Below are 24748 nucleotides of genomic sequence, written 5' to 3' on the forward strand. Positions count from 1 at the left end.
CGAAATCCAGACTCAGCCGTTATGCACGGCAAAAAAAAGCGCCCGATCGGGCGCTTTTTTCTTTCTTTTTGCGCGAGGCGCATGGCTGGCGTTATTTCAGACGGAACGCCACCACGCTGTCGCCGCCTTTGGTGCCGAGCGACCCGTGGCCACCAGCGGCAATCACCACATACTGCTTGCCATCTTTCCCCATAAAGGTCGACGGCGTGGCCTGCGCGCCCGCACTCAGCTCGGTCTGCCACAGCAGCGCGCCGGTGGTGCTGTCATAGGCGCGGAAGAAATTATCCGCCGTCGCACCGTGAAACACCACATCGCCCGCCGTTACCAGCGGCCCGCCGTGCGCCACCATCCCCATCGGAAAGCCAATCGGGAAGCGGCCCGGCAGGAACGCCGTGTTGAGGTTTTTGGTGGTACCGACGCGGCGCAGCCATTCGGTCTTGCCGGTTTTCAGATCGACGCCCACCATACGACCCCACGGCGGCGCAATACAGGGTATGCCCAGCTCTGACGAGAACTGCTGAATATGGATAGCGTAATCGCCGTGGAAGTTTTCATTCCAGTAAGGCGAACCATCCTTAGTAAACAGACGCTCGGTGGCGGTGTCCGGCGTACGCTTGATCAGGTTGTACTTATAGGCCAGACGCACCGGGGCGGCGATCAGCAGCTGACGCTCAGGATCAACCGCTACCGAGCCCCAGTTAAACACGCCGAAATTGCCCGGGAAAATCAGCGAGCCCTTCTCGGTCGCCGGCGTCCACGGATTGCCGTCATAGCGCAGTTCGCGGAAGCCGATACGGCAGCTCATCTGGTCGAACGGCGAAATACCCCACATCGCCTTTTCCGTCAGCGGCTGCGGAATAAAGTTCAGGCTGGAGACCGGCTGCGTGGCAGCGAACTTCTCGCCCGGGACGCCCCCTTCGGTCGACACCTTCACCTGATTAACCGGATAGATCGGCTGGCCGGTCAGACGGTTGAGCACAAACAGGTTGCCGGTTTTGGTCGGCAGGATCACCGCCGGCTGCGGGCTGCCCTGATAGTCGATATCCACCAGCGACGGCTGAGACGGGTTATCGCGGTCCCAGAGGTCGTGGCTGGCGCTCTGATAACGCCATTTAAAGGCGCCGGTTTTCAGATCCAGCGCCACCAGCGCATCGCGGAATTTCTCCGTGTTGCTGTTGGGATCGCGCTCGATGCCGACTTCATCCGGCGAAGCGTTGCCAAACGGCACGTAGACCAGGCCGTTTTTCAGGTCGGCGCTCAGCGTCGCCCAGGCAACCGGAGTGTCCTGCGGATAGGTTGCATCCGCCGCAATCGGCTGGGTCGCTTCTGGCTGAGCCGGATCGAAGTTCCACACCAGACGGCCGGTGACGGCGTCCCAGGCGCGGATGACACCGGACGGGTTGCCGCGGTTAAAGCCGTTGTCCATCACCGAGCCGCCCACAATCACCAGATTGCCCGCCACCAGCGGCGCGGAGGTTTGCATCAGCGCATGCGGACGCACCTCGCCCATATTGACATGCAGGTCGACCACGCCGTTCTGACCGAAATCGGCGCACGGCTTGCCGCTGTCGGCGTCCAGCGCTACCAGCTTCGCATCGGTGGTCGCGTTATAAATACGTTTACGGCAGAGCGCAGGCTGCGAGCCGCTGTCTGCCCCCGCCGCGCTGCTGGCGTCGTAGAAAGCAACGCCGCGACAGGTCTGGTGCTGCTGCATATAGGAGCGATTCTGCGGCGGCGCATATTTCCACTTCACCGCGCCGGTTTCTGGATCGAGCGCGTGCACCTCATTATGCGGCGTACAGAAGTAGAGCATGCCGTTCACCTTCAGCGGCGTCGCCTCAAAGGTATACTCGGTCGCGTCATCGCTCTGGCGCAGGTCGCCGGTGTGGTAGGTCCAGGCTACCTCAAGATCTTTTACGTTCTCTTTGGTGATCTGATTCAGCGAGGAGAAGCGCAGCGCATTGGTGGAGCCGCCGTAGGCTGTCCAGTCATTGCCGGCGCCGGTGGAGGCGGACGGCGTGCGCGCAGTAGTAATGGTGCCCTGCTGCGGCAGCGGATCGTAAAAGCAGAGGCCGATCACCAGCGCGATCATCACCACCACCGTAGAACCGAGGAAAGGATGGAATTTGCGCTGGGTCAGCGGACGCACCACCCAGGGAAGCGCCAGCCAGACGCCAAGCAGGCCGAACAGGTCGCCGCGCGGGATCCACTGCCACTTGTCAAAGCCGACTTCCCAGATAGTCCAGAACAGCGTGATCCACATCAGCAGCGCGTAGAGCGAGAGCGCGCTGCGTTTATTCAGGAACAGCAGCAGTGCGGTAAGCAGCAAGCCTGCGGCCATCAGCGCATAAAAGGCGCTGCCCCCCAGCAGCAAAAGCTTCCCGCCCATATACAGCATCGCAACGGCGACAATCGCCATCACGATACTGGTTAGCTTGTTAATCATGATCCTTCTCTTCCTCATTCCAGCGACGAAATAAAATAAATAAACATAACTTCAACGTTATTTTAACTTAGGTAAATTTTTCGTAAAAACACAATATCTTGCGAGCCTTTAGCGAGGCTAACGAATTAGCGACAGCAAAAAACGCGACAGGCTTGCTGTGCAGAGATGCGACGCCAGAAGCTGCCCGTAATGGTCCGATACGGCTAATAAGTTAACGCGTTTTACCGCATCTTTTGTTCAAGCTGATGACAAATAAGACACACAAAATTAACACAATAGCCCGCGATGCCCTTTTCGTCCCCGATCGCCACCGCCTGCATCGCTTTACTGCACCTTAATGATGCGCAGGCGAACCATTAGTCTGTTAATTTGATGCCTGTATCGCCTTCCCGCGGAGCCAGACGCCCGGCCAGCGCGGCAAACGCCATTCCGGCACCGTTCTTGCTTCTGCCTTGCTGACCCTATTCAGGCAGGAGAAGCTCTATGCAGCCAAGTCGCTATCGTTACGTTATCTTTTCTCTTTTGTTCTTCGTGGCATTGATTAACTACATCGACCGCGGCGCACTGTCGTTTGCCGCTAACGCCATCTCGCAGGAGTATCAGTTCAGTAAAGTGCAGCTGGGCGCGGTGCTGGGCTATTTCGGTTTCGGCTATCTGTTCGGTTCGCTGTGCGGCGGCTTCCTCGCGGATCGGCTCGGCACCCGCAAGGTGTGGCTGATAGCGGGCGTGCTCTGGTCGCTGCTGGAGATTGCCACCGCCTGGGCCGGCGATTTGGGCATGGCGCTGTTCGGCGGCTCGGCGATTATGGGCTTCGCCGCCCTGCGCATTCTGTTCGGCTTCTCCGAGGGGCCGGCCTACGCGCTGATGAACAAAGCGATCGCCCACTGGGCGCCAGATAACGAGCGCGGCTTCGCGCTGAGCATCGGCCTGCTCTCCACGCAGGTAGGATCGCTGCTGACCGCGCCGATTGCGGTCGGTCTGCTGCTGCTGACCCACGACTGGCGCATGATGTTTATTCTGCTGGGCGTCTTCTCGCTGCTGGCGATGCTGCTGTTTGCGCGTACCTTCAGTGACTCCCCGGCGCAGCACCCGGCGGCGAACGCGGCGGAACGGGCGCTGATCCGCGACGGACAGCATCAGGAGGCGCACGGCGATACGCCGCTGCCCTGGTGGCGCTTCTTCACCAGCCGCACGCTGGTATGCAATGCGCTGGGCTACTTCTCCTTTCTCTATATCACCTTTACCCTGGTGACCTGGCTGCCGAAATATCTGCAGGACAGCTTCCATTACGATCTCCATTCCCTCTGGTATGTGGCGATGATCCCCTGGAGCGGCGCCTGCCTGACGGTGCTGCTCGGCGGCCGACTCGCCGATCGCCTGCTGGCGCGCTTCAGTAATCTGCGCGTAGCGCGTAATCTGTTTGCCGCCGTGACGCTGCTGGGCACCGCCTGCTGTTTTATGGCCATTCCCTGGGCCGGATCGGCGGCGGCGATTATTGCGCTGATGACGCTGGGCAACGCGCTCAACGCCATGGTGAATAACGTTTACTGGTCGGTGGTGATCGACGTGACGCCAAAAGCCTCTGTCGGCGCCTTTAGCGGCATGACGCTGGCCATCGCCAACCTCGCTGCCATTGTCTCGCCAATGCTGTGCGGCTGGCTGGCAGAGTATTACGGCTACAATGCGATGTTTACCGTCACCGCCCTGATTGCGCTGGGCAGCATGCTGGCGATGACGCTGCTGCAGCCAGAGAAGCGTCTGCAGCCGCAGCCTGCGGCGGCCGTGGCGCAGCAGGCGCTATAACCGTCGGGGGCGCACGACAGGCCGTAACGCGCTGCGCAGTTCCCTCACCGCCTCGCGCGGCGGATCGAAGCCGTTTGCGGTACAGGTAACCGTTCCCTCCGCCGGGTACGCCGCAGAGCCTCAACCTGCGGCGCTGCCCTCAGCCGTGGCGTGCGCAGAAGCGCGCAATGTCACCCGACTGGAAATCAGCCAGGTTCGCCATCAGCTTTTCCAGCGGCCACTCCCACCAGGCGATCTGCTGCAGCCGTGCCGCAATCGCGGGCGTAAAGCGCATGCGGATCGGTTTCGCCGGCACGCCGCCCACGATACTGTAGGGGGCGACATCTTTGGTCACCACCGCGCCGGCCGCCAGCACCGCGCCGTCACCTACCGTGACGCCCGGTAGCACAATCACGCCGTGACCGATCCAGACGTCGTTGCCGATAATGACGCGTGCGGCGCGGCGGCTGGCGAAAAAGCCGCTGTCGCGCGTCGCGCGGGCGTCGTAATACTCAGGACAGTAGGTAAAGCGATGCTGTGAAGCGCGATCCATGGGATGGTTTGGCGCGCCGAGGCGCACCTGGTTGGCGATAGCGGTAAAGCGGCCAATCTGCGCGTCCGCCACGCTGCAGTATTCGCCGAGACAGGAGAAGTCACCCAGCGTGCTGTATTCGAGACAGCTGTGCGCCAGGATTTCGCACTGCTGCCCGACGGTAGCGTCGCGCAGGCGTACGCTGTCGTGGATAAAGGTCTGCTGCAGTCGGGCGGAAGAGAGAGCGTGCAAAGACATAGTGGCCTCGTCTGGTCGGATGTCTGGATAAGCGGCGCGCGCGGCGCGGCGGAAACAGCGCTGACGGTAACGGGCGAAGATGACAGGCAGAAGACAGCGAGGTTGCGGCCGGGCAAGACGAGGACGGGACAAGGCGACGAAAAAGGCGGAGTGGTCAGCTCCGCCTTTATTCAAGTTCCGGCTAGTGATCCTGGCCGGTCAGTTGCAAAAGGGCAACGATGATCTGCAAGATGATCCGGATAAGATCCAGGATCAATCTAATCAGCTCCATCACTTTCCTTCTCCTTTAACAGGAGCGCGCTGTTCGGCTACCGAGGCTTTGACTCTACCCGCCGGGCGCCTAAGCACATCTTGTGGAGAGCGCTGAGCGGCACTCGTTGCTAAAGCCACAGGCCAGCACCACCTGATGCCTGCCGGGATTTTCAAAACCGTGCCCCTGGGAGCGGCCAGTCAGCAAGTCGGCTCAGCTACGCGCTCAACACCTGTATAACCATACAGTATTTTGGCGAAACTTGAAATATTTCTCCGCGCTATTTAGAATCGCAGGTGTGGAGAGTGCTGAGCACCTCGTTCGCGGCGCGGTCACCAGCCGTTAAGCGAACAAAAAAAGAAAGGATTTGGCCGTGACGCCAAATCCTTTTTTTATGCCCGCAAAAAGCTACTTCGCGCTGACGCGCCACACCGTGTTGCCGGCGTCATCCGCAATCAGCAGTCCGCCCTGACTATCGGCAGCCAGACCGACCGGCAAGCCTCGCACCTGCTTCTGATCGTCGGTCAGAAAGCCCGTCACCACCGGCTGCGGCAATCCGACCGGCTTACCGTTTTCAAATTTCACCCACACCACCTGATAGCCGTTAAGCGGCGTGCGGTTCCAGCTGCCGTGTTCGCTGACGAAGGCGCCGCCGCGATACTGCGGCATATTGTCCGCCTGGTAGAAGAGCAGCCCCAGCGGCGCAACGTGCGAGCTGAGCGCATAGTCTGGCTTAATCGCCTTCTCTACCAGGTCGGGACGCTGCGGCTGGGCGCGCGTATCCACATGCTGACCGAAATAGCTGTAGGGCCAGCCGTAGAATCCATTCTCCTGCACCGACGTCATATAGTCCGGCACCAGATCGGAGCCGATCTCGTCACGCTCGTTAACGATGGCCCACAGCCGGTTGCTCTGCGGCTCCCACTGCAGCCCGGTCGGGTTGCGCAGCCCGCTGGCGTAAACGCGCGTCGCGCCGCTGGCGGCGTCCACTTCCAGCACCGCCGCACGATGATATTCCGCGCCGATGCCGTTCTCGGTGATATTGCTGTTGGAGCCGATGCCAACATAGAGCTTGCTGCCGTCCGGGCTGGCGACCAGCGCTTTGGTCCAGTGATGGTTAATCGGCCCGCCCGGCAGATCGGTCACCCGCTGAGGCGGCGTGCGGATCTCCGTTTGCCCCTCCTGATAGGGGAACTTCACCAGGCTGTCGGCGTTGGCGACATAGAGCGTATTGCCGATCAGCTGCATACCAAAGGGGGAAAAGAGGTTGTCGATAAAGGTGTGCTGCTCCCATTTACCGTTGACGTTGCGCAGCAGCGTGATGCGGTTGCCGCCCTCGCCGCCTTTTCCTGACGCCTTCTGCACAATGCCCATAATCAGCTGCTTGGGTCGCGTGGTGGGTTTGGCCGGGCCGTTCGATTCCGCCACCAGCACATCGCCGTTAGGCAGCGTCAGCACCTGACGCGGATGCCTGAGGTTTTCCGCGATTTTTTCAATTTTCAGCCCCTGCGCCACCTTCGGCATCTCGCCCTGCTTCCACGGCACCCCTTCCGGCACCTGCATCGGCGGCATAAAGAAGTTTTTCGCTTCAGGCAGTTCCGGGTTCGGTCCGATCTGCTTTTGCGGATCGAGCTGGGCGCCGCTGTCGCAGCCAGCCAGCAGCGCGGTCAGCGCCACGGCGATAAGCGTTTGCTTTTTCATCGGTGCCTCTCCTTAAGCGATGCGCTGACGCAGCGCGAGTTGAACATTGGCGATCAGCATCAGCACCACCACACAGGTGGACAGCGTTACGCCGGACGGCACGACAGCGTAGGCGTCGCGGCTGTGAACGAAGGCGTTGACGATGGCCAGCACAACCGCCAGCAGCGTCAGCCAGAAATGGACCTTCTCCGCGCGGCTGCTGCCGCGGAACAGATCAATCAGGGCGATAAGACGCGGAATAATGGCGATAACCAGCCCGATGGCGATTAGCCAGCTGGCGGCGTGCGTCCACTCCACGACATAACTGTTAAGGTAAATAATGTCGAAGATCCATGCCGCCACAAAAAAGCCGAGCGGCACAGGTTCCAACAGCGTGTAAAGCGCCACGGCAAAAGCCGATCGTCCCGAGTGTCTGGTCATTCTCATCTCCATATCATTGAGCGTTACAGCACATAAAACGCGCTGCGCCTGTAAAATATTAGTAAACATGAAGAAAAGTGACGGAAAGATTCAGGATGTGATGCGGCGTCCCTGCCGCAAAACCGCGTCAGCCCTTGTCAGCGGGCAGCGTGACCCAGTAGCCGGGCTGGTAAGGCAGGGGTAAAAATTTCTCATGGAATTCGCGGAAGGTGGCATCCGGATCGAGATCGGCAAAGAGATCGGGATGCAGCCACTTCGCCAGCACCTGGATGGCGACAAACTGATAAGGACTGTCGTAGAACTGATGCCAGATGGCGTGCGCGTGGCCGTTGTGCGCCACCGGAAGGGTTTTAAAGGCGTCGCGCATCATCAGCATGTGCAGGCGCTTTTCCGCCTCTTTCGTGTCGGCGCCCGGTCCGACCCCAACCCATTTGCCGACGGTGTTGTAGTTCTTCCAGTTCGCGCCGGTCACCACCACCACGTCGGGACGGCTGGCGATAATCTGTTCCGGATTCAGGGTGCCGAAGGTGCCGGGAATAAGATCTTTCGCGATATTGTTGCCGCCCGCGATCTCCACCATCTGCCCGAAGTTTTCATTGCCGAACGACATGCAGCACTCGTCGGTATAGCCGCCTGCGCGGTCGATCATCACTTTCGGGCGCGGGCCGTGAAAATCTTTCAGCCGCGCGGTGACGCGCTCAATCTGCTGGCGGCGGAAGTCGATAATCGCCTGCGCGCGCGCCGGCTTATTCAGCAGCTCGCCCATAATGCGAATGCTTTTTTCCGCGTTGACCATCGGCGCTTCGCGGAAATCGATAAACACCACCGGAATGCCAACCGCCTGCAGCTTCTCAATCAGTTTGCCTTCGTCGGTCGCCGCTTTCGACTCCAGATTCATCAGCACCAGATCGGGCTTAAGCGTCAGCGCCTGCTCAATATTGAAGGTGCCGTCTTTAGCGCCGCCGAAGGTCGGCAGCGTCTTAATTTGCGGATAGCGCTTTTCATATGCCTGATAGCCGTCCCAGTCAGCTTTGTGAAAGTCGTCACGCCACCCCACCACGCGCTGAAAGGGCGCGTCGGTGTCGAACGCCGCCAGCAGATAGATCTGCCGCCCCTCGCCCAGGATAATACGTTTCGACTCGGTGGCGACCTCAACCTGACGGCCCGCCACGTCGGTAATGGTTTTGGCCGCAGCCGTCCCCGCTATGCAGAACAACCCCAGCGCTAACATCCATCTTTTCATTGATTAACCCATACAGATGATAATGATAATTATTTATGTAAAGCGCCGTTACTATCACGCAAAATGCGTTAAAGGAAAAGAGGCGGAGAAAAATCTTTTACCGGCTGTCGAGCAGGCCCAGCTCGCGCCGGTCATGGCTGCAAAACAGCGTCACCCGGGCGTCAGTTTGCAGAGAGAGCGCGCGCAGCCGCTGCTGGTTGGTGCGCCAGGCGTCGCGATCGCTGCACATCATCCACTGATAGAAGCGCAGGCCCGGCGTGCAGTGCCGCTCCGCCTGCCGCATCTCCTCGCGGTAAAACCAGGCGTCGCCGCCGTGCAGCAGCCAGCCGTCGCCCTGCCGCACCGCGACCCCCGCATGGCCGAGCGTGTGGCCCGGCAGCGGCACCAGCAGCACCTCGTCGTTGAGATCGTCAAGCGCCCTTACCGCATCGAAGCCGAACCAGCGTTCGCCGCCGGCAGCGTAGCCGCGCCAGCCGCTCTGGTTGCCCCACTGCTGGGGACGGAAACGCTGCCGCTGCAGCCAGCTCTGGCGCTGCGGCGCGGTATCCAGCTCCCGCTGCAGCAGATGCACCCGCGCCTGCGGAAAGTCGCTGATGCCACCCGCATGGTCAAAGTCGAGGTGCGTCAGGATAATATGACGCACATCTTCCGGCTTAAAGCCGAGATCGACAATCTGCTGCCAGGCGCTCAGCCTGCGGTCGAACTGAATATTGTTGAACAGCCGGAAGAAGCCAGACAGGCGGTGGCCGGGATGCGCCATATCCTGCAGGCCGATGCCGGTATCCACCAGCACCAGGCCGTGGGCGTCCGTTTCCAGCAGCAGGCAGTGGCAGCTGAGGTGCGCCAGCGGCGAGCGGCTGAATCCGTCATAGAGCGCGCCGCCGAAGGGACACATACAGCCGCAGTTGAGATGATGAACGCGCATTGTTTCCTCCTTGCCTTTCGCCATAGCGGCCAAAAAGCCGGTTAATGATGAACGGGTTAATGAAACAATAATGGTCAGCCCTGCCGCATCTGCAAGCGTGAGCGGCACAATCGAAGAAACCGGTGCGGGCGAGAGAGAAACAAAGGCGCGGCGATCGCCGCGCGCGGGATGCAGGTTACTGCGTGATCTGACGAACAAACTCGGCGATTTCCGGTACCTGCCCCTGCTCAAACAGGCAGTGCTGCAGACGCGGCCCGCTGAGGGCGGTGCGCACCAGCTCAGGATCGAGCGCGCGCAGCGTATCGAGATAGCTCTCTTTCAGCATGGCGGATTTCACCTGGTTAAGGATACCGGCGTTGCGTACCTGCGGCTCTTTACGCTCTGGCGGGTAGCCCATGCCTCGCTCGCCGCTAAAGGCTTTTTCAAAGATAAAGCGCAGGTTCAGCTCTGCGCCCCAGCCGAAGCCTTTGGCAAACGGCAGCGACAGCGCATTACCGTTGTTGATCTGCGCAAACAGGTAGGCATCCGCCGGATCGATGCAGTAGCCGCAGACCACTCCCGGATGCAGGTTAAGCGAGATCAGTGCCCCCTGGCCGGTGCCGCAGCCGGCCACGACAAAATCCACCGCTTTGCTGTTCAGCAGCACGCTGGCCATGATCCCCAGGTGAATATAGGTCAGATGGTGATCCTGTTCGTCGCTCATGCCAACGTTAAACACCTGATGGTCAGTCAGCTGCGCCACCTCTTCCAGCTCCTTGCGCACAATAGCGTTTTTGGCGGCCTGGCTGTTTTCCATCATTAATGCAATTTTCATGATCTGCCCTTAAGTATTTATGAAACACCGTTTCATTTTAATCAAAAGCGGCTAAAGTGCATGAGGTAATCACGCGCCACGGCGTGAGGCGAGTCACAAAAACGGCAGCCGACGGCGTGCCATAACGGCTATAAGCGAGGAGGTCCTGTGTTTATATATCGATCGCAGACGCAGCAGGAAGAGGCAGGCAATGGGGTGACGCGGCGCATACTGGCGCACGGCGGCACCATGATGGCGGTAGAAGTGACCTTTGAACAGGGCGCGGTCGGCCCGCTGCATCATCATCCTCACGAGCAGCTGACCTGCGTGCTCAGCGGACGTTTCGCCTTTACTATTGACGGCGTCACCCAGGAGGTAGGCGCGGGGGATACGCTCTATAAGGCGCCCAACGTGGTGCACGGCTGCCTCTGCCTTGAGGCGGGCACGCTGCTGGATATCTTTACCCCGCAGCGTGAAGACTTTCTGTCGCCAGCCTGAACTCAGGCATGTAAAAACCGTCCCGGAAAATCGGGCGTGACCGGATGCTGCTCCTCGTAGCGGCCAAACAGCCGGTAGCGATTTAACGCAATGCGGTTATAGAAAAAGTCGCTAATAAAAGGGGGGATCAGCAAGGCCGGCAGCGACAGCCATCCCCATGGAAAAGGGAGCAGCCGCATTACGCGCAAAATCGCCTGGGCGCGGATCCAGTGACGGTTACCGTCAATCAGCACAATGGTACGAATATTTTCATCCGGCAGGCCGGCAAAGCGCAGCAGCGCCTTACCCTCTTCGCTCTGAACGGCCGCAAAGCGGATGCGTTGAGGAAGTTTCAGGCGCAGCAGGAGATTGACCCAGCTATTACAAATTTTGCAGACGCCGTCATAGAGCACGACCTTTTCGCCGGGATTCAGAAAGGGTGGCTGTGACATAGTAGACTCCTTTAATGACGGTATGAATAATTAAGTACGGTCATTAATTGCTCATACGTCAAGCGGCTGGCGGAGATAAAAAGACCGGCCCTGCGGCCGGTATAAGATTAACGCTGCTGATACAGCGGCTTATCCGCCTCCCACGGACGCAGGCGCGGCGGCAATAATTGCGCGCTGAGCCAGCGTTCGGCGGCGTTGATACTGCTATCGCTGCCGTCGATACGCAGCACCGGGCCAACCCCCATGGGTTCCGCCTGCTCCGCCAGCCGTCGCAGCTCCGGCAGATACTCCGCGCCGGGGTGCCCCGGCATCCGCCTCGCGAGTCGCGCCTGATAGCGTGCCACCGCCTCGTCAGGTGAGATCGTCATCCACAGCTCCAGCACCCGGGTCACCCCCGCCGCCGCCAGCCCCTGCTCCAGCACCGCCTTCGGCTGAAAGCCAAACCAGGCGTCAATCAGGTAGACGCAGCCTGCCGGCGCCTGGCCGACGATGTTCCAGATCGCCTGATAGGCCGCACAGCCCAGCTGCCGGTTGCGCTGCCGATCCACCGGCGCGAAGCTCGCCATAAAGGGCTCTTTCAGGCTGTCGAGCGTCAGCACCGGCAGTGCGAGCCGCGCCGCGAGCGCCTGAGTCAGCGTGCTTTTGCCAGAGGCGGGAATGCCGTTGATCAGCACCACCTGCCTGTGTTGCGTTGTCAGCGTCATAGGATATCGATGACCTCCGCCACGCTGTTGGCCCGGCGCAGACGCGCCAGCGTTTCGTCATTGTCCAGCAGCGCCACGATGGCGCGAATGCCCTCTTCAATATGGGCGTTGCTGTCGCGTGCGCCGAACATAATCACAATGTCCGCTTTATCGCTGCCCTCGAAGGAGACGGGCTCCTCCAGCAGCAGCAAACTAAAGCAGTCTTTGACCACGCCACTCTCTGGCCGCGCATGGGGAATGGCGATCCCCTCCTCAAAGACATAATAGGCACCGTGCGTCAGAGTATTGGCGATCACCGCCTCGGGATAAGAGGCGTCGATATAGCCGCCGCGCACCAGCGGCTGCGCCGCCAGCGCAATCGCCTGTCGCCAGTCGCTGACCCTGACGCCAATCTGAATGGCGTTAGCCTCCTGTAATACCTGTTTAATACTCATCAGGTCTCCTCAGATCGACTTGCGCATAATATTACGCAGCGCATCCATTTTAACGAACAGCGCATCCATTTCATCCCGGTGAAGGCGGCTTCTGGCAAACAAGCTCAGCGCCCGGTTATAGGCCACCATGAGCTGTTTTTGCGCCTCGCCGTCGCGCTCATTACTCGCCAGCCGCTGCTCCAGCGCCGCGATTTCCGCGCTGAGGCTGGCCGCCAGACGCTCGCTTTCTGCCTCATCCAGCCTGTTATCTGGCGTCGCCTTCTTCATAAATCCAAACATAGCCCCTCCTGCCCCCTGTCGCGCCGGGCAATAACGTCGTGAGTGGAAAAGGAATTAACGGAACAGCTGAATTTTTTCGACCAGCACATCGGTCACGGCGTCATTTGCCGGCACAAGGAAATTGCGGACGCTGTCGTTGACCCTGCCTTTTTCAAAGGTCTGCTTGCAGCGCGCGACCCACTGCACGTTCATCTCGGTGCCGACGTTGACCTTTTCGATGCCGCTACGCACCGCCAGCCGCATATCCTCATCGCTGACGCCGGTGCCGCCGTGCAACACCAGCGGCGTACCGGTCGCCCGGGTAATCTCCGCCAGCCGCTGATGCTGAATATGCGCTTTGCCGGTATAGAGGCCGTGCACGGTGCCAATGGAGATCGCCAGCATATCGACGCCGGTCTCATGCACAAAGCGCTGCGCATCCTCTACGGTGGTAAACGCCGTCTCCTCCATCGCCACCTCTTTGCCATCCTCCGAGCCGCCTATCGCCCCCAGCTCCGCCTCTACCGACACCTTATGCGGGCGCGCCATATCGATAACGCGGCGCGTGTTGGCGATGTTCTCCTCAATCGGCAGGTGCGACCCGTCATACATCACCGAGCTGAATCCGGCATCAATGGCGGTCTGAATCGCCGCCAGGTCGGAGCAGTGATCGAGGTGCAGGCAGGTCGGCACGTTTTTACTGGCGGAGAGCGAACAGATGGCGTCAACCAGCAGCCGGTGGCCTAAATATTTTGCGGTGCCGGTTGAGATCTGGATCATTAACGGGCTGTTGGTTTGCTCTGCGGCCTTAAAAAAGGCGGGCAGCATCTCCAGACAGTGCAGGTTAAACGAGCCGAGCGCTTTAAAATCACGCTGTTTTGCCACCTGTAGCAGATCGGTAAAGTTATACAGATTCATGGATTTTTTCCTCACGGGGCTTAGTGGATTTTCCGTTAACAAACCAGGCGATCAGGGTAATAAAGAGCACAAACAGCGCGACAAACAGCCAGTTGCCCTGGAAGGCGTGGCCTAATACCAGGCCGGTGCTGATAACGTCAGCGTCGCTGAAGGTCACACCGGTGAAGCCGTAGCTTTCCAGCATCGGCACCAGAATGGCGGGTAAAAAGGTGATAAACAGGCCGTGTACCACGCCGCCGATCATCGCGCCGCGACGGCCGCCCAGGGCATTGCCAAACACCCCTGCCGCGCCGCCGGCAAAGAAGTTAGTGAGCAGGCCCGGCAGGATCATCGCCAGACCAAACATCGGAAAGACGATCATGCCAATCACCGAGCCGAGGGTGGTGGCGAGGAAGCCGACGATAACGGCGTTGGGGGCATAGGGAAACAGAACCGGGCAATCGAGCGCGGGCCGGGCGTCGGGCACGATGCGCATCGCTATACCGCGAAATGCCGGTACCAGCTCGTTGAGCAGCAGCCGCACGCCGCTGTAAAGCACAAACACCCCGGCCACAAACTGCATCGCCTGCATAAAGGCGTACATCAGGTAGTTCATGCCGTTGCTGTACTGGGCGATAAAGGCGGGCCCTGCCGCCAGCGCCGGGATGAGGTACATCGGCACCATCACAATGCCCATCGCCAGATAGGTGTCCTGGAGGAATTTAAAGTTATCCGGCAGCTTGAGATCTTCCGTTGAGCGCGAGCCTTTACCGACCACTTTCGCCACCGCCGCCTGCACCAGATAGCCGATGGTGCAGAAGTGACCCAGCGCAATATCGTCGGAGTCGGTAATGCGGCGCACCACCGGCTGCGCCAGCGCCGGCATCACCACCGCCATAATCCCGCCAAAGATGCCGCCGGTCAGGATCAGCGGCAGACCGGTCAGCCCCGCCTTGTAGCCGATAACGGCCCCGATGGTGGCCATCCACAGCAGCGCCTGCCCGGTAAGGAAGATATATTTAAACGGCGTAAGGCGGGCAATAATAATATTGACGATAAAGATCACCAGCAGCGTTAATGCCACCTCCGATCCCAGCTCGCGACTGGCCAGTCCGGCAATGGCCGCCACGTCGGTAATATAGCCCTGCATACCAAAGCCGTGGGTAAATATGGTATTCAGAAAGGTTAAGGTGCCGACAATAATATTGATGCCGGCCATCATGATTAAAAAGCCGAGCAGGGTTTTAAACGTGCCTTCAATAACTTTACCGGCGGATTTACGTTGCAGCAGCAGACCAATCAGGGCAATAAAGGCGATCAATATTGACGCCTGCCCTAACAGATCTTTGACCAGGAAATTGATTACGCTATTCATGACTGGCGACCTTCAGATTGCGCTCTTTGAGAAAGGCGACTATTTTCTCTTCGATTTCGCCTTTATCGGTCAGCCTGTTCAGCACAATAACGCGCTTCATCTCTTCCGGGCTGGCGTCGGCGTTTAATACATCAGCAAAGGCTTTCTGCGTTAAAATAATATCGGACTTAAAGGCACTGGCTTCTGATATGGTGGTGTGATCGATATCAGCGTCAATTTCCAGCTTCTTTAATACGGCTTTTGCGCTCATCTCGATGGCAAAGCTGGAGCCCAGCCCGCAGCCGCAGACACATAAAATTTTAAGCATGGCAATCTCCTCAGATTATATTGAGTTGTTTAGCGAGTTTGTAATAATGTCCTTCGGTATCGACAAGACGTTTTTTCATGCTAATTAAATCAATCGGAATAGGTTTATTGCTGCCGTTGATAATGACCGCTTTATTTCGCATTCCCGACTGAATACAACGCACCACTTCGGTCGCGATGATAGCCCCCTGATAGATCTCTTCGCAGGTGGGATCGCCGTTGCGCAGGCCATAACCAATAATGGTTTTGCGAACGCGCACGCCGATCAGGGGCTCCAGCTGTTTGATCAGGGTGTCGATGGCCCCCTGGAAGCCGGGTGAATATTCGCGCGTGTAGCCTTCTGAGCAGAGGATCACCACGCTGTTCTGCACCTCCAGCCGCGCGCGGATCCGCGCCGCCAGCAGCGTGACGGGGATCTGACACTCCGGGATCAGCGCAAAATCCGCGTTGCTTTTGATCGCCGACTGTAACGTCAGTTCGCCGCAAAAGCCGCCCAGCAGCTCTGCCATAAACACGCGTCCGGTGAGCGCGCGGCCGGTATTGCGCAGCTTTGCCACCTCTTTCAGCACCTGCTCGCAGGCGGTGGAGAAACCGATGGTGTAATCGCTGCCGAACACGTCGTTATCGATGGTCATGCCGACGCCAAAACAGTTCACGCCAAATTCGCTCAGGGTATGGAGAAATTGCAGCGAGCCGTCGCCACCCGCCATAATTAATATCTCTACCCGCAGGCTTTTTAGCTGACGCGCAATACGCTCATATTCGCTGCGAATTAATCTCTTTTCGGTGCGGCCCGACTGCATCAGCGGAATGGATGCCACGGAATAGTCAATTAAGTCGCGCCAGCTTATCTCCTGATGGCGATTTTCAAGCAGGCCAGGGATGCCGCCGTTAAATAACACCATCTCTGCCTGCGCCAGCCGCGCCACCTGAAAGATAAAGTTATTTATTCCCGCGACGTCACCGCCGCTGATCACCATTCCGATCCGCATAATAAACCTCTCGCCGCTTCATCAGCCTGAGGCTCATTGTTCCGGGAGAAAGGTGGATAATTTGCAACGGACATCACAGAATGCGCAGAGATAACAGCGAGGACAGGATTGACACAGCGATTTAAAGCGGACTTTTTGCGACGCTCATCACAGTAAAGAAAACCGTCTGCGGCGCGCTTTTCTTTGTAATTTCATCTGCTTGAAGAAAAATAAACGGGGAGATTTAGCGGGTGATTTTTGCCGACAGAAACACAGGTAACCACAGTGCGGAATTGTGATTTTCGCCTCATTTTTATCGGTTAATAACCTGATTCAGGACAAAGATTAATTTTTCCGGCGATAGTCTGGCAGGCACCAGTCCGTCAGAATTTAACTGCAATTCAGGTCGGCGAAAGAAAAAAACAGAGCGGAATTGATAAGCAGGATTTAGGGATAAGACAAAACTCTCTCCCGCAGGCGGGAGAGAGTCTGGGCATTATTTCGCGTAGGCTTCGGTAGAAATAGTCAGCGTCACGTCGTCGCCAACGGCTGGAACATATTTATCCAGTTTGAAGTCAGAGCGCTTAATAGTACCGGTGGCATCAAAGCCGATCGCCTGCTTCTTCACCATCGGGTGTTCACCCTGCTTGTTCAGCGTGGCGTGCAGCGTGACAGGTTTAGTGATGCCTTTCAGCGTCAGGTTACCTTCAACATCAAACTTGTTGTCGCCCTTCGCTACCACTTTGGTGCTGTGGAAAGTTGCGTTCGGGTATTTGGCGGTGTCGAAGTACTCTGCGCCTTTAAACTCTTTGGTCAGCGCCGGAACGTGGCTGTCGATCTGGCTGACAGGCAGCGTAACGTTAACGCGCGACGCAGCAGGATTTTCGCTGTCAAACACCAGCGTCCCTTTAGTGTCTGGAATATCCGCGGTCGGATGGGAGAAGCCGAAATGGGTCCAGGTCACGGTCACGGAGGTATGAGCCGGATCAAGCTCGTACTGCTGAGCAGCCGCCTGAGAGAACGGGACATAGAGAGCGGTGGCAGCCAGCAGCGGCAGTGCAAGACGTTTGATATTTTTCACGTTAGGTTCCTTTTAATCCAACTGAATCCAGATGAGTGTCGCCGAAACTTCCCTGCAATTATAGTGAAGAGTTTTGGCCTTAATTTTCAAATAAATTCAGCAATATCCTCGTGTGACTATTGCAATGGCAGTTAACGGGTTTGCAGTATGACGGCGCGCGGCCAGGCGTCCAGCAGCGCCGCCTGCGCCTGTTGCAGCGCGGCTGGCGTCAGCGCGGCCACCGCCGCCTCGCTGAGATCGTCTGACAGGCAGGCGCTGCGCAGCGCCTGCTGCAAGGCCAGCGCCGCCGACTGCGGCGGTGCCAGCTGCGCGGTCAGGCGCGCCCGGCATCTTTCCAGCTCTTCACCCGCCTGCGCGGTCTGAAGCTGCTGCAGGAAATGGTGGCACTGCGCCAGCAGCGCGTCAGGCGCGATATCCGGCGACTGAAGCGCAAACAGAATGCCGTCGCGATCGACGCAGCGATGATAGCGGCAGCTGACGACATAGCCGATCTGCTGCTCGACGCGCATGCGCTGGAAAAAGCGCGGCTCCATTATCAGCGCCAGGGCGCGCAGCGCTGCCAGCGAGACCCCGGATGGACAGGGCAGAAACAGCAGCAGCGCGCTGTCGGGGCCGGGATGATCGACGATCAGCCGTTTACCCTGCGCGTCTGGCGCATTCGCCTTGCCGCTCGCGGTCACCACCGGCGCCAGCCACCGCGCTATTGCGTCATACTGCTCTGCTGACCCGCCATAGAGCGCGGCGCGCCAGCTGCCGGTCTCCACTGCCGCGCTGACGGCCTGCGGCAGCTGGCGCAACAGCTCGCGGATCGCCACGTCGTCAGCCGGATCGGCGGCGTCACCGCTCCTCTCCAGGCGTAAGGCATCGGGCAGCGACGCCAGCCAGCTTTCCCCGCCGCGAGGGATCTGTAGCTCCAGCTGCCAGCTGCCCTGACTTTCCCGCCAGTTGGCCACGCCGCCCTGGTGGCGCAGCAGCGCAAAAAGCGGGCGCAGACGGCGATCCAGCGCGGTAGCGGTTGCCGGGCGAAGCGACGTAAAGAAATCGGGGCGCAGTAGCAAGGTGGCGGGCGCATCGCCAGCGGCAAGATGCAGCAGCGGCGCACGCCCGGCAGGCGGCGTCAGTGCGGCGGCGTGCGCGCTTTGCGGATGGAACCGGATAACGGGCTGCGCCTCGTAACAGGCCATCGCACGCCAGGGCTGCAGATGAAGCCGGAAGCCCTGGCTCTCTGTCAGCTCTCCCTGCACCCCTGCATCACTCCACAGCCGCGCCTGCGGCGCGGCGCGCAGCAGCTGCAGCAGCGCCGGAAAACCTTCCGCGTGCGCAGGAGGAGAAAAACCAAACGCCCGTTCGCGCAGCTGATCGAGCGGCGTCAGCGCCGCGAACCGCTGCTGCGCCAGGCGAAGATAGTGGCGCTGCTGCCGGGATGAGGTGTTTGCTAGCGCCTGCAGTGCATGATCGTACCAGGCGCACACCGCATCGGGCTGCGCGGTGTCAATCTGCAGCGCCAGCCAGCCCTGCTGCTTGTCCAGACTGAGCCATCGGGCCTCAAGCTGCTCTGCCCAGCCCCGCTTGCGCAGGCCCGCCATCGCACCGCCCGGCGCCTCATCCTGCAAAAACTCCCGTAATAAAGTGACGTTGTCACGAATGCGATCGGGCTCGCCGCGCAGAATGGTGGTGATCCAGAGCTGGCCCGGCCCTGGCGTCTGCAGGGCGATATCCCCATCGGCGCCGAAACGCAGCGCGTCAGCTGGCCCGCTCAGCTCCCCCGCCTGGGGCAACCGCGCGGCGAAACGCAGCGCCAGCTGATGCAGCGCCTCCAGCGACTGCGGCCCTTGCAGCCACAGCTGCATCTGGCCGGGGTGAAAGAAACGCTGGTGGAACTGATGCAGCGCCTGTTTCAGCGCCCCGCTATCCGCAAACGCCTGCTGACTGCCGATATGAAAACGCTGAAACGTGGCGGGCGCGACGACGCGGGTAAAGAGCGCCGCCTCGCGGCGCGAGGGCGTATGCTGCTGGATAAGCCGGTATTCGGCGTCAATTACCGCCGCTTCCTGCCCGATCGCCTCGGGCGTAAACTGCGGCGCGGCCAGCATATCCGCCAGGCGCGCCACGCCCTCGGCCAGCAGTCCGGCGTCGACCTCAAAAAACCAGGCGCTGCTGCGCGGCAGCGTGGTGGCGTTCAGCCGCCCGCCTGCTGCCTGTACCCAGGGCATCAGCCTGCTGCTGCCCTGATAGCTGGCGCTGTCGCTGAACAGCAGGTGCTCCAGCAGATGCGCCAGCCCCGGCCAGGCGTCAGGTTCGTCATGGCTGCCCGCCGCCACCTGCGCCAGCGCGGCGGCCTGCTGCGCGTCCGGCTGATGGATCAGCGTGACGTGCAGGCCGTTCTGCAGCCGCAGCTGACGCGTCTCCACCATGATTAAAAGGTCCGGGTTTTGTAGATAAGCTGCGAATTGGTGCGGTTGCGGAACTGCAGCTGGCCGATTTTCACGTCGCTGCAGGCCGCTTCGCGTCGCGCTTCGAGGATCACATCGTGGTGCGGCGACTTGCTGCACACCGGATCCGTATTGTCTGCGTTACCGGTCAGCATAAAGGCCTGGCAGCGGCAGCCGCCGAAGTCCTTCTCTTTCTCATCGCACGAGCGGCAGGGTTCCGGCATCCAGTCGAAGCCGCGATAGCGGTTAAAGCCGAAAGAGCGATACCAGATATCTTCCAGCGACTGCTCCAGCACCGACGGGAACTGCACCGGCAGCTGACGCGCGCTGTGGCACGGCAGCGCGGTGCCTTCCGGCGTAACGCTGAGGAAAATCGATCCCCAGCCGCCCATACAGGGTTTGGGGCGCTCTTCATAGTAGTCCGGCGTCACAAACAGCAGGTTGGTGAGATTACCGCTGGCGCCCATTTGTTCGCGATAGCGGCTGACAACCGCTTCCGCCTGCGCGATCTGCTCGCGCGTCGGCAGCAGCCCCTGCCGGTTAAGCTGCGCCCAGCCGTAGAACTGGCAGGTGGCCAGCTCGACGTCGTCCGCTTCCAGCTCGATGCAGAGGTCGATAATCTTGTCGATCTGATCAATATTGTGACGGTGTAACACAAAGTTGAGCACCATCGGATAGCCGTGCTTCTTCACCGCGCGCGCCATCTCCAGCTTCTGCTGAAAGGCTTTTTTCGAGCCCGCCAGCGCGGCGTTCAGCGTTTCGTCACTCGCCTGGAAGCTGATCTGGATATGGTCCAGGCCCGCCTCGGCGAAGGCGTCGAGCTTTTTCTCGGTCAGGCCGATACCCGAGGTGATCAGGTTGGTGTAGAAGCCGAGATCGCGCGCGGCGCGGATAAGCTCCGGCAGATCTTTACGCGTCAGGGGTTCACCGCCGGAAAAACCGAGCTGCACGCTGCCCATGGCGCGCGCCTGGCGAAACACCTCAATCCACTGCTCGGTGGTCAGCTCTTTCTCCTGCTGCGCAAAATCGAGCGGGTTGGAGCAGTAAGGACACTGCAGCGGGCAGCGATAGGTCAGCTCCGCCAGCAGCCAGAGCGGCGGATTGACGGCGGGTTTATTCTGGGTCACGAAACATTATCCACTTTTGTTCACAGGCCGCGCGCAGAAACTCTTTAACGTCTTCGCCGACGCCGCCCGCTTCCGGGAAGCGCGCGTCGAGGGCGGCGATAATGGCGCTAACGCTCTCTTTGCCGTTCACCTGTTCAAGGATCGCGGCGGCGGTTTCGTTCAGCTTCGCCATGCCTTCTGGATAGAGCACCACGTGACTATCCTGCGCGGCTTCCCACTGCATGCGATAGCCGCGGCGGAACGCGGGAATTAAGTTGTCATTCATAGCGTTATACCAGTCTCGTCGTGTGCCAGGCCGCCTTGTCGGTGACCGTATGGTAAGGCGGACGCTTCAGTTCATAGGCCATGGTCATGGCGTCCAGCATGGTCCAGAGAATGTCGAGCTTGAACTGCAGGATCTCCAGCATCCGGTTCTGCTTCTCAACCGTATCGCAAAACTCTAGCGCCAGCGCCAGGCCGTGCTCAACGTCGCGGTTCGCCTGGCTCAGGCGGCTACGGAAATAGAAGTAGCCCTCTTCCTTGATCCAGGGATAGTGCTGCGGCCAGCTGTCGAGGCGCGACTGGTGGATCTGCGGCGCGAACAGCTCCGTCAGCGAGCTGCAGGCTGCTTCCTGCCAGTTGGCGCGGCGCGCAAAGTTAACATAGGCGTCAACCGCGAAGCGCACGCCCGGCAGCACATGCTGCTCCGACAGCAGCGCGTCGCGCGTCAGACCCACCGCTTCCCCGAGTTGAAGCCAGGCTTCGATGCCGCCGTCGCGGCCGTCGCTGCCGTCATGGTCGAGGATGCGCTGCACCCACTTGCGGCGCGTAGCGGGATCCGGGCAGTTCGCCATAATCGCCGCGTCTTTCAGCGGGATGCTGGTCTGGTAGTAGAAGCGGTTCGCCACCCAGCCCTGGATCTGCTCACGCGTCGCGTTGCCGTTATGCATCGCGATATGGTACGGATGATGAATATGGTAATAGGCGCCCTTATCGCGCAACGCCTGTTCGAACGCCTGCGGCGTCAGCGTCTCGGTGATTTGCATCACTCACTCCTGGAGATGAATCGCCATGCCGTCCCAGCTCACTTCAATGCCCTGCTGCGTCAGAAACTGACGCTGCGGCGACTGCTCGTTGAGGATCGGATTGGTGTTGTTAATGTGGATCAAAATCTTGCGTTTTGCCGGCAGCGAGGCGAGCAGCGCCATCAGCCCCTGCTCTTCAGAGAGCGCCAGATGCCCCATCGCTTTGCCGGTATTGGTGCCGACGCCGGTGGCCTGCAGCTCGTCATCTTTCCAGACGGTGCCGTCAATCAGCAGGCAGTCCGCCTTCTGCAGCCAGGGCATAATCACCGCGTCCGGCTCGCCGAGGCCCGGCGCATAGAGCAGCGTCTGTTTGCTGGCGAGGTTTTCAATAAACAGCGCCACGTTATGTCCCGGCAGCGGACGATCGCGGTATGGCGAGTAAGGCGGCGCGTTGCTGAGGATCGGAATCGCGGTAAAGCGCAGGTTCGGGCAGACGTCGACGCTGAACGGCTCCAGCGGCGCAATGGGGCGATGCTGCAGCCCGCCGTTCCAGTGCTTCAGCATGGTGAAAATGGGAAAGCCGCTGGTAAGATCGGCGTGCACTTCCGGCGTGCACCACACCTGATGCGGGCAGCCTTCGCGCAGGCTGAGCAGGCCGGTGGTGTGATCGATCTGGCTGTCGGTAAGAATAATGGCGCCGATGGCGGTGCCGCGCAGCACGCCCTTTTTTATCAGTTCTGGCGTATGGGCGATCTGCTGGCTGATGTCCGGCGAGGCGTTGCATAACACCCAGTTTTCGCCGTCGTCGCTGAGAATAATCGAGGACTGTGTACGCGCGCTGGCCTGAATCGTACCGTCGCGCACGCCCTGACAGTTGGCGCAGTTGCAGTTCCACTGAGGAAAACCGCCGCCAGCGGCGGATCCAAGAACTTTGATGAACATAGGAGAAACCCGGCGTTGAAACAAAATGCCCGCACAGCAGGCGGGCATGGAGATTAACGGTTGGAGATGTACAGCGTAACTTCCAGACCGAGACGTAAATCAACAAATTCAGGTTTTTTCCACATAATAGTCTTCCTCTAAGGTGAATGAACAAAGCGATACCTGTCAGGTATCATTACGTAAACAATCCAGTGATTATGCACGCAATTTTAAGCCGGCTGATGGTGCGCTAACGGCGCAGCGAGATCAACCGGCAAATGTTAAGAAAATGAATCAGCCCTGCCAGATCTGCCCCAGCACGCGCAGCCAGTTATCCGAGGCGAGCTTCTCCAGCCGATCCTGATCATAGCCCGCATCGCGCAATGCCGCGAACAGGCGCGGCAGTCCCGCCACATCTTTTAGCGCCTCTGGCACGGAGATGCCGTCAAAATCGGAGCCAAATCCCACACGATCGCTGCCCATGATCATTATGAGTCTTTCATAGTGCCTGACGATATCGCCTAGCGGGGTGTCGCTGTCGCGCTTGCCGTCGGCGCGCAGAAACGCATTGCCGAAGTTAATGCCGACCATGCCGCCGCTGTCGCGTATAGCGGCGAGCTGCGCATCGGTAAGGTTGCGCGGCTGGGCGCAAAGCGCATGGGCATTAGAGTGGGTCGCCACCAGCGGCGAGCGAGAGAGCGCGGCGGTATCCCAGAACGCTTTTTCGTTCATATGCGATACGTCGATCAGCATATTAAGCGCGTTGGCCTGTTTGATCAGCGCTTTGCCAGCGTCGGTCAGTCCCGGCCCGCTGTCCGGCGAGCCGGGAAAGCCGCCGGTCACGCCGACGCCGAAGCGGTTAGGCAGGTTCCAGAACGGGCCGATGCTGCGCACGCCCGCATCGTAAAACGCCTGCAGCTGTTCGCCCTCTTCATCCAGCGCATCTGCGCCTTCGATATGGGCCACCAGCGCCAGCACGCCTGCGTCACGGCAGAGGGCAATCTCGGCGGCGCTGCGGCACAGGCGCGCCCGGCCCTGCGACTGCTCAGCGATCTGCGTAAGAATAGCCAGCTGCTGCCACATAATCTCCAGCGGCTGCCAGGGCGCGTCGGCCAGGTGCGGCGCCGTCTGGGCGATATAAGCCTGCGGCGGTACGAAGATAGCGAACAGGCCGCCGAAAAGGCCGCCCTGCTGCATGCGCGGAAAATCGAGATGGCCGTGTTCAATGCCGTTAAAGAAGGCGTCGACTGGCGCGTCGCGGTGGTGCAGCCACAGCCTGAGCAGCAGATCGTTATGCCCATCAAAAGTTAACATCGGAGAAATAAGCGCTTAAAGAACTCAACATCGCGCTATGTTACGCGGCTGCGGGATAAACGCCAAATCAGAGGGCACGAATGGTCACTCTGACTGCGGCTTAACCGAGAACTGGTCAAAAATCTTATAGGTGGCGACGTCAAACAGCGAAACTGCCTCGACTTCCGCCATCGGGATCGGATGACGAAAATGCTGCAGGTTGAGCGGTTCGGAATCGGGGTGATGTTCTGCGCAAGGTAGAGTTCATAGTAGCGGTGCTGCTCGCAGAAGCGCAGCGTCTCTTTGTCGCGGTAGCCGCTGATATAGGGGATAAGCGCCAGATGCGGGGTTTGCGTATAGCACGACCATGATGACCAGCGGCCCCATGGCGCCTTCTTAACCTTTTTGCGCCAGCTCTTCCATACGGGCGTGCATCGCTCTGCCTGCCTCCGGCTTATCCATATTCAGCCGGGCGTTGCCGTTAACGTCGAGGATCAGCTTGTTCTGACTGGTGTAATGCAAAACTTCATTAGTTAAGCCGCGCATAAACTTATCCGGCTCGGCGAACCATTTGCCCATCAGGGTTTTCAGCCTGTTCATCTCTGCTTCTCGCCTTTCCGCTGCGGTCATCTGTGTATGGGGCGCTCAGGTGAGTAAACGGCAGGC

Annotated in this window: 26 protein-coding genes; 2 read left to right on the forward strand and 24 right to left on the reverse strand. The window is 59.6% G+C overall.

Annotated features, from left to right (window positions below; all coding sequences use genetic code 11):
* Nucleotides 1-91 precede the first annotated feature (91 nt).
* Complete coding sequence (locus LB453_RS12355; protein ID WP_103795773.1) at nt 92-2446, reverse strand: membrane-bound PQQ-dependent dehydrogenase, glucose/quinate/shikimate family; 2355 nt, start codon at nt 2444-2446, stop codon at nt 92-94.
* 483 nt (nt 2447-2929) lie between these two features.
* Here LB453_RS12355 and LB453_RS12360 point away from each other — a divergent pair, with 483 nt between their 5' ends.
* Nucleotides 2930-4249, forward strand: a complete 1320-nt coding sequence (locus LB453_RS12360) for an MFS transporter (RefSeq protein WP_103795772.1) — start codon at nt 2930-2932, stop codon at nt 4247-4249.
* A 139-nt stretch (nt 4250-4388) separates the two neighbouring features.
* On the opposite strand, the gene LB453_RS12365 is transcribed toward LB453_RS12360, so the two are convergent.
* The 6 genes from LB453_RS12365 to LB453_RS12390 all read right to left on the reverse strand — a co-directional run bounded on the left by LB453_RS12365 (nt 4389) and on the right by LB453_RS12390 (nt 10371).
* Nucleotides 4389-5018 (reverse strand): DapH/DapD/GlmU-related protein, encoded by a 630-nt coding sequence (locus LB453_RS12365; RefSeq protein WP_103795771.1) that lies wholly within the window; start codon nt 5016-5018, stop codon nt 4389-4391.
* 658 nt (nt 5019-5676) lie between these two features.
* Complete coding sequence (locus LB453_RS12370; protein ID WP_103795770.1) at nt 5677-6969, reverse strand: PQQ-dependent sugar dehydrogenase; 1293 nt, start codon at nt 6967-6969, stop codon at nt 5677-5679.
* A 12-nt stretch (nt 6970-6981) separates the two neighbouring features.
* Entirely contained in the window at nt 6982-7389 is a 408-nt protein-coding gene (locus LB453_RS12375) for a DUF2231 domain-containing protein (protein ID WP_103795769.1), read from the reverse strand.
* 127 nt (nt 7390-7516) lie between these two features.
* Complete coding sequence (locus tag LB453_RS12380; RefSeq protein ID WP_103795768.1) at nt 7517-8632, reverse strand: ABC transporter substrate-binding protein; 1116 nt, start codon at nt 8630-8632, stop codon at nt 7517-7519.
* A 97-nt stretch (nt 8633-8729) separates the two neighbouring features.
* Nucleotides 8730-9557, reverse strand: a complete 828-nt coding sequence (locus tag LB453_RS12385; RefSeq protein WP_103795767.1) for an MBL fold metallo-hydrolase — start codon at nt 9555-9557, stop codon at nt 8730-8732.
* A gap of 175 nt (nt 9558-9732) precedes the next feature.
* On the reverse strand, nt 9733-10371 hold the full coding sequence (locus LB453_RS12390) for an RpiB/LacA/LacB family sugar-phosphate isomerase (protein ID WP_103795766.1): 639 nt from the start codon (nt 10369-10371) through the stop codon (nt 9733-9735).
* A gap of 147 nt (nt 10372-10518) precedes the next feature.
* Between LB453_RS12390 and LB453_RS12395 the strand changes: the two genes are divergently transcribed.
* Nucleotides 10519-10848 (forward strand): cupin domain-containing protein, encoded by a 330-nt coding sequence (locus LB453_RS12395; protein ID WP_103795765.1) that lies wholly within the window; start codon nt 10519-10521, stop codon nt 10846-10848.
* Between the two features lie 2 nt (nt 10849-10850).
* On the opposite strand, the gene LB453_RS12400 is transcribed toward LB453_RS12395, so the two are convergent.
* The 17 genes from LB453_RS12400 to LB453_RS12480 all read right to left on the reverse strand — a co-directional run bounded on the left by LB453_RS12400 (nt 10851) and on the right by LB453_RS12480 (nt 24682).
* Nucleotides 10851-11279 (reverse strand): thiol-disulfide oxidoreductase DCC family protein, encoded by a 429-nt coding sequence (locus LB453_RS12400; RefSeq protein WP_103795764.1) that lies wholly within the window; start codon nt 11277-11279, stop codon nt 10851-10853.
* Nucleotides 11280-11386: 107 nt separating this feature from the next.
* Nucleotides 11387-11983 carry an AAA family ATPase gene (locus LB453_RS12405; protein WP_103795763.1) on the reverse strand — a complete coding sequence of 199 codons (597 nt, stop codon included), beginning with the start codon at nt 11981-11983 and terminating at the stop codon, nt 11387-11389.
* Nucleotides 11980-12417 (reverse strand): PTS sugar transporter subunit IIA, encoded by a 438-nt coding sequence (locus tag LB453_RS12410; RefSeq protein ID WP_103795762.1) that lies wholly within the window; start codon nt 12415-12417, stop codon nt 11980-11982. Before LB453_RS12410 ends, LB453_RS12405 begins: the two co-directional genes overlap by 4 nt.
* A 9-nt stretch (nt 12418-12426) precedes the next feature.
* Complete coding sequence (locus tag LB453_RS12415) at nt 12427-12696, reverse strand: hypothetical protein (protein WP_103795761.1); 270 nt, start codon at nt 12694-12696, stop codon at nt 12427-12429.
* Nucleotides 12697-12750: 54 nt separating this feature from the next.
* The gene (locus tag LB453_RS12420; RefSeq protein ID WP_103795760.1) at nt 12751-13593 is read right to left on the reverse strand and encodes a ketose-bisphosphate aldolase; all 843 of its coding nucleotides are present in this window, start codon (nt 13591-13593) and stop codon (nt 12751-12753) included.
* Entirely contained in the window at nt 13580-14947 is a 1368-nt protein-coding gene (locus tag LB453_RS12425; RefSeq protein WP_103795759.1) for a PTS sugar transporter subunit IIC, read from the reverse strand. The genes LB453_RS12420 and LB453_RS12425 overlap by 14 nt, the downstream gene beginning before the upstream one ends.
* Entirely contained in the window at nt 14940-15254 is a 315-nt protein-coding gene (locus LB453_RS12430) for a PTS sugar transporter subunit IIB (protein ID WP_103795758.1), read from the reverse strand. The genes LB453_RS12425 and LB453_RS12430 overlap by 8 nt, the downstream gene beginning before the upstream one ends.
* A gap of 10 nt (nt 15255-15264) precedes the next feature.
* A complete protein-coding gene (locus LB453_RS12435) occupies nt 15265-16245 on the reverse strand; it encodes a 6-phosphofructokinase (RefSeq protein WP_103795757.1) in 981 nt (326 codons plus the stop codon).
* A 475-nt stretch (nt 16246-16720) separates the two neighbouring features.
* The gene (locus LB453_RS12440) at nt 16721-17305 is read right to left on the reverse strand and encodes a YceI family protein (RefSeq protein WP_103795756.1); all 585 of its coding nucleotides are present in this window, start codon (nt 17303-17305) and stop codon (nt 16721-16723) included.
* A 131-nt stretch (nt 17306-17436) separates the two neighbouring features.
* Nucleotides 17437-19719 carry a pyrroloquinoline quinone biosynthesis protein PqqF gene (pqqF, locus tag LB453_RS12445; RefSeq protein WP_103795755.1) on the reverse strand — a complete coding sequence of 761 codons (2283 nt, stop codon included), beginning with the start codon at nt 19717-19719 and terminating at the stop codon, nt 17437-17439.
* A 2-nt stretch (nt 19720-19721) separates the two neighbouring features.
* The gene (pqqE, locus tag LB453_RS12450; protein ID WP_103795754.1) at nt 19722-20864 is read right to left on the reverse strand and encodes a pyrroloquinoline quinone biosynthesis protein PqqE; all 1143 of its coding nucleotides are present in this window, start codon (nt 20862-20864) and stop codon (nt 19722-19724) included.
* Nucleotides 20851-21129, reverse strand: coding sequence for a pyrroloquinoline quinone biosynthesis peptide chaperone PqqD (gene pqqD / locus LB453_RS12455; RefSeq protein WP_103795753.1), 279 nt, complete (start codon nt 21127-21129; stop codon nt 20851-20853). The genes pqqE and pqqD overlap by 14 nt, the downstream gene beginning before the upstream one ends.
* Nucleotides 21130-21133: 4 nt before the next feature.
* Nucleotides 21134-21889: a pyrroloquinoline-quinone synthase PqqC gene (gene pqqC, locus LB453_RS12460; protein ID WP_103795752.1), complete on the reverse strand. Its 756-nt coding sequence runs from the start codon at nt 21887-21889 to the stop codon at nt 21134-21136.
* Nucleotides 21890-21892: 3 nt separating this feature from the next.
* Nucleotides 21893-22810, reverse strand: coding sequence for a pyrroloquinoline quinone biosynthesis protein PqqB (gene pqqB, locus LB453_RS12465; RefSeq protein ID WP_103795751.1), 918 nt, complete (start codon nt 22808-22810; stop codon nt 21893-21895).
* Between the two features lie 53 nt (nt 22811-22863).
* Nucleotides 22864-22935, reverse strand: a complete 72-nt coding sequence (gene pqqA / locus LB453_RS12470; RefSeq protein ID WP_010617686.1) for a pyrroloquinoline quinone precursor peptide PqqA — start codon at nt 22933-22935, stop codon at nt 22864-22866.
* A 148-nt stretch (nt 22936-23083) separates the two neighbouring features.
* A complete protein-coding gene (locus LB453_RS12475) occupies nt 23084-24103 on the reverse strand; it encodes a dipeptidase (RefSeq protein ID WP_103795750.1) in 1020 nt (339 codons plus the stop codon).
* 375 nt (nt 24104-24478) lie between these two features.
* Nucleotides 24479-24682 carry a hypothetical protein gene (locus LB453_RS12480; protein ID WP_103795749.1) on the reverse strand — a complete coding sequence of 68 codons (204 nt, stop codon included), beginning with the start codon at nt 24680-24682 and terminating at the stop codon, nt 24479-24481.
* Nucleotides 24683-24748: the final 66 nt, after the last annotated feature.

Source organism: Pantoea agglomerans (genome assembly GCF_020149765.1).
In the GTDB taxonomy this organism is placed as follows: Bacteria; Pseudomonadota; Gammaproteobacteria; order Enterobacterales; family Enterobacteriaceae; genus Pantoea; species Pantoea alvi.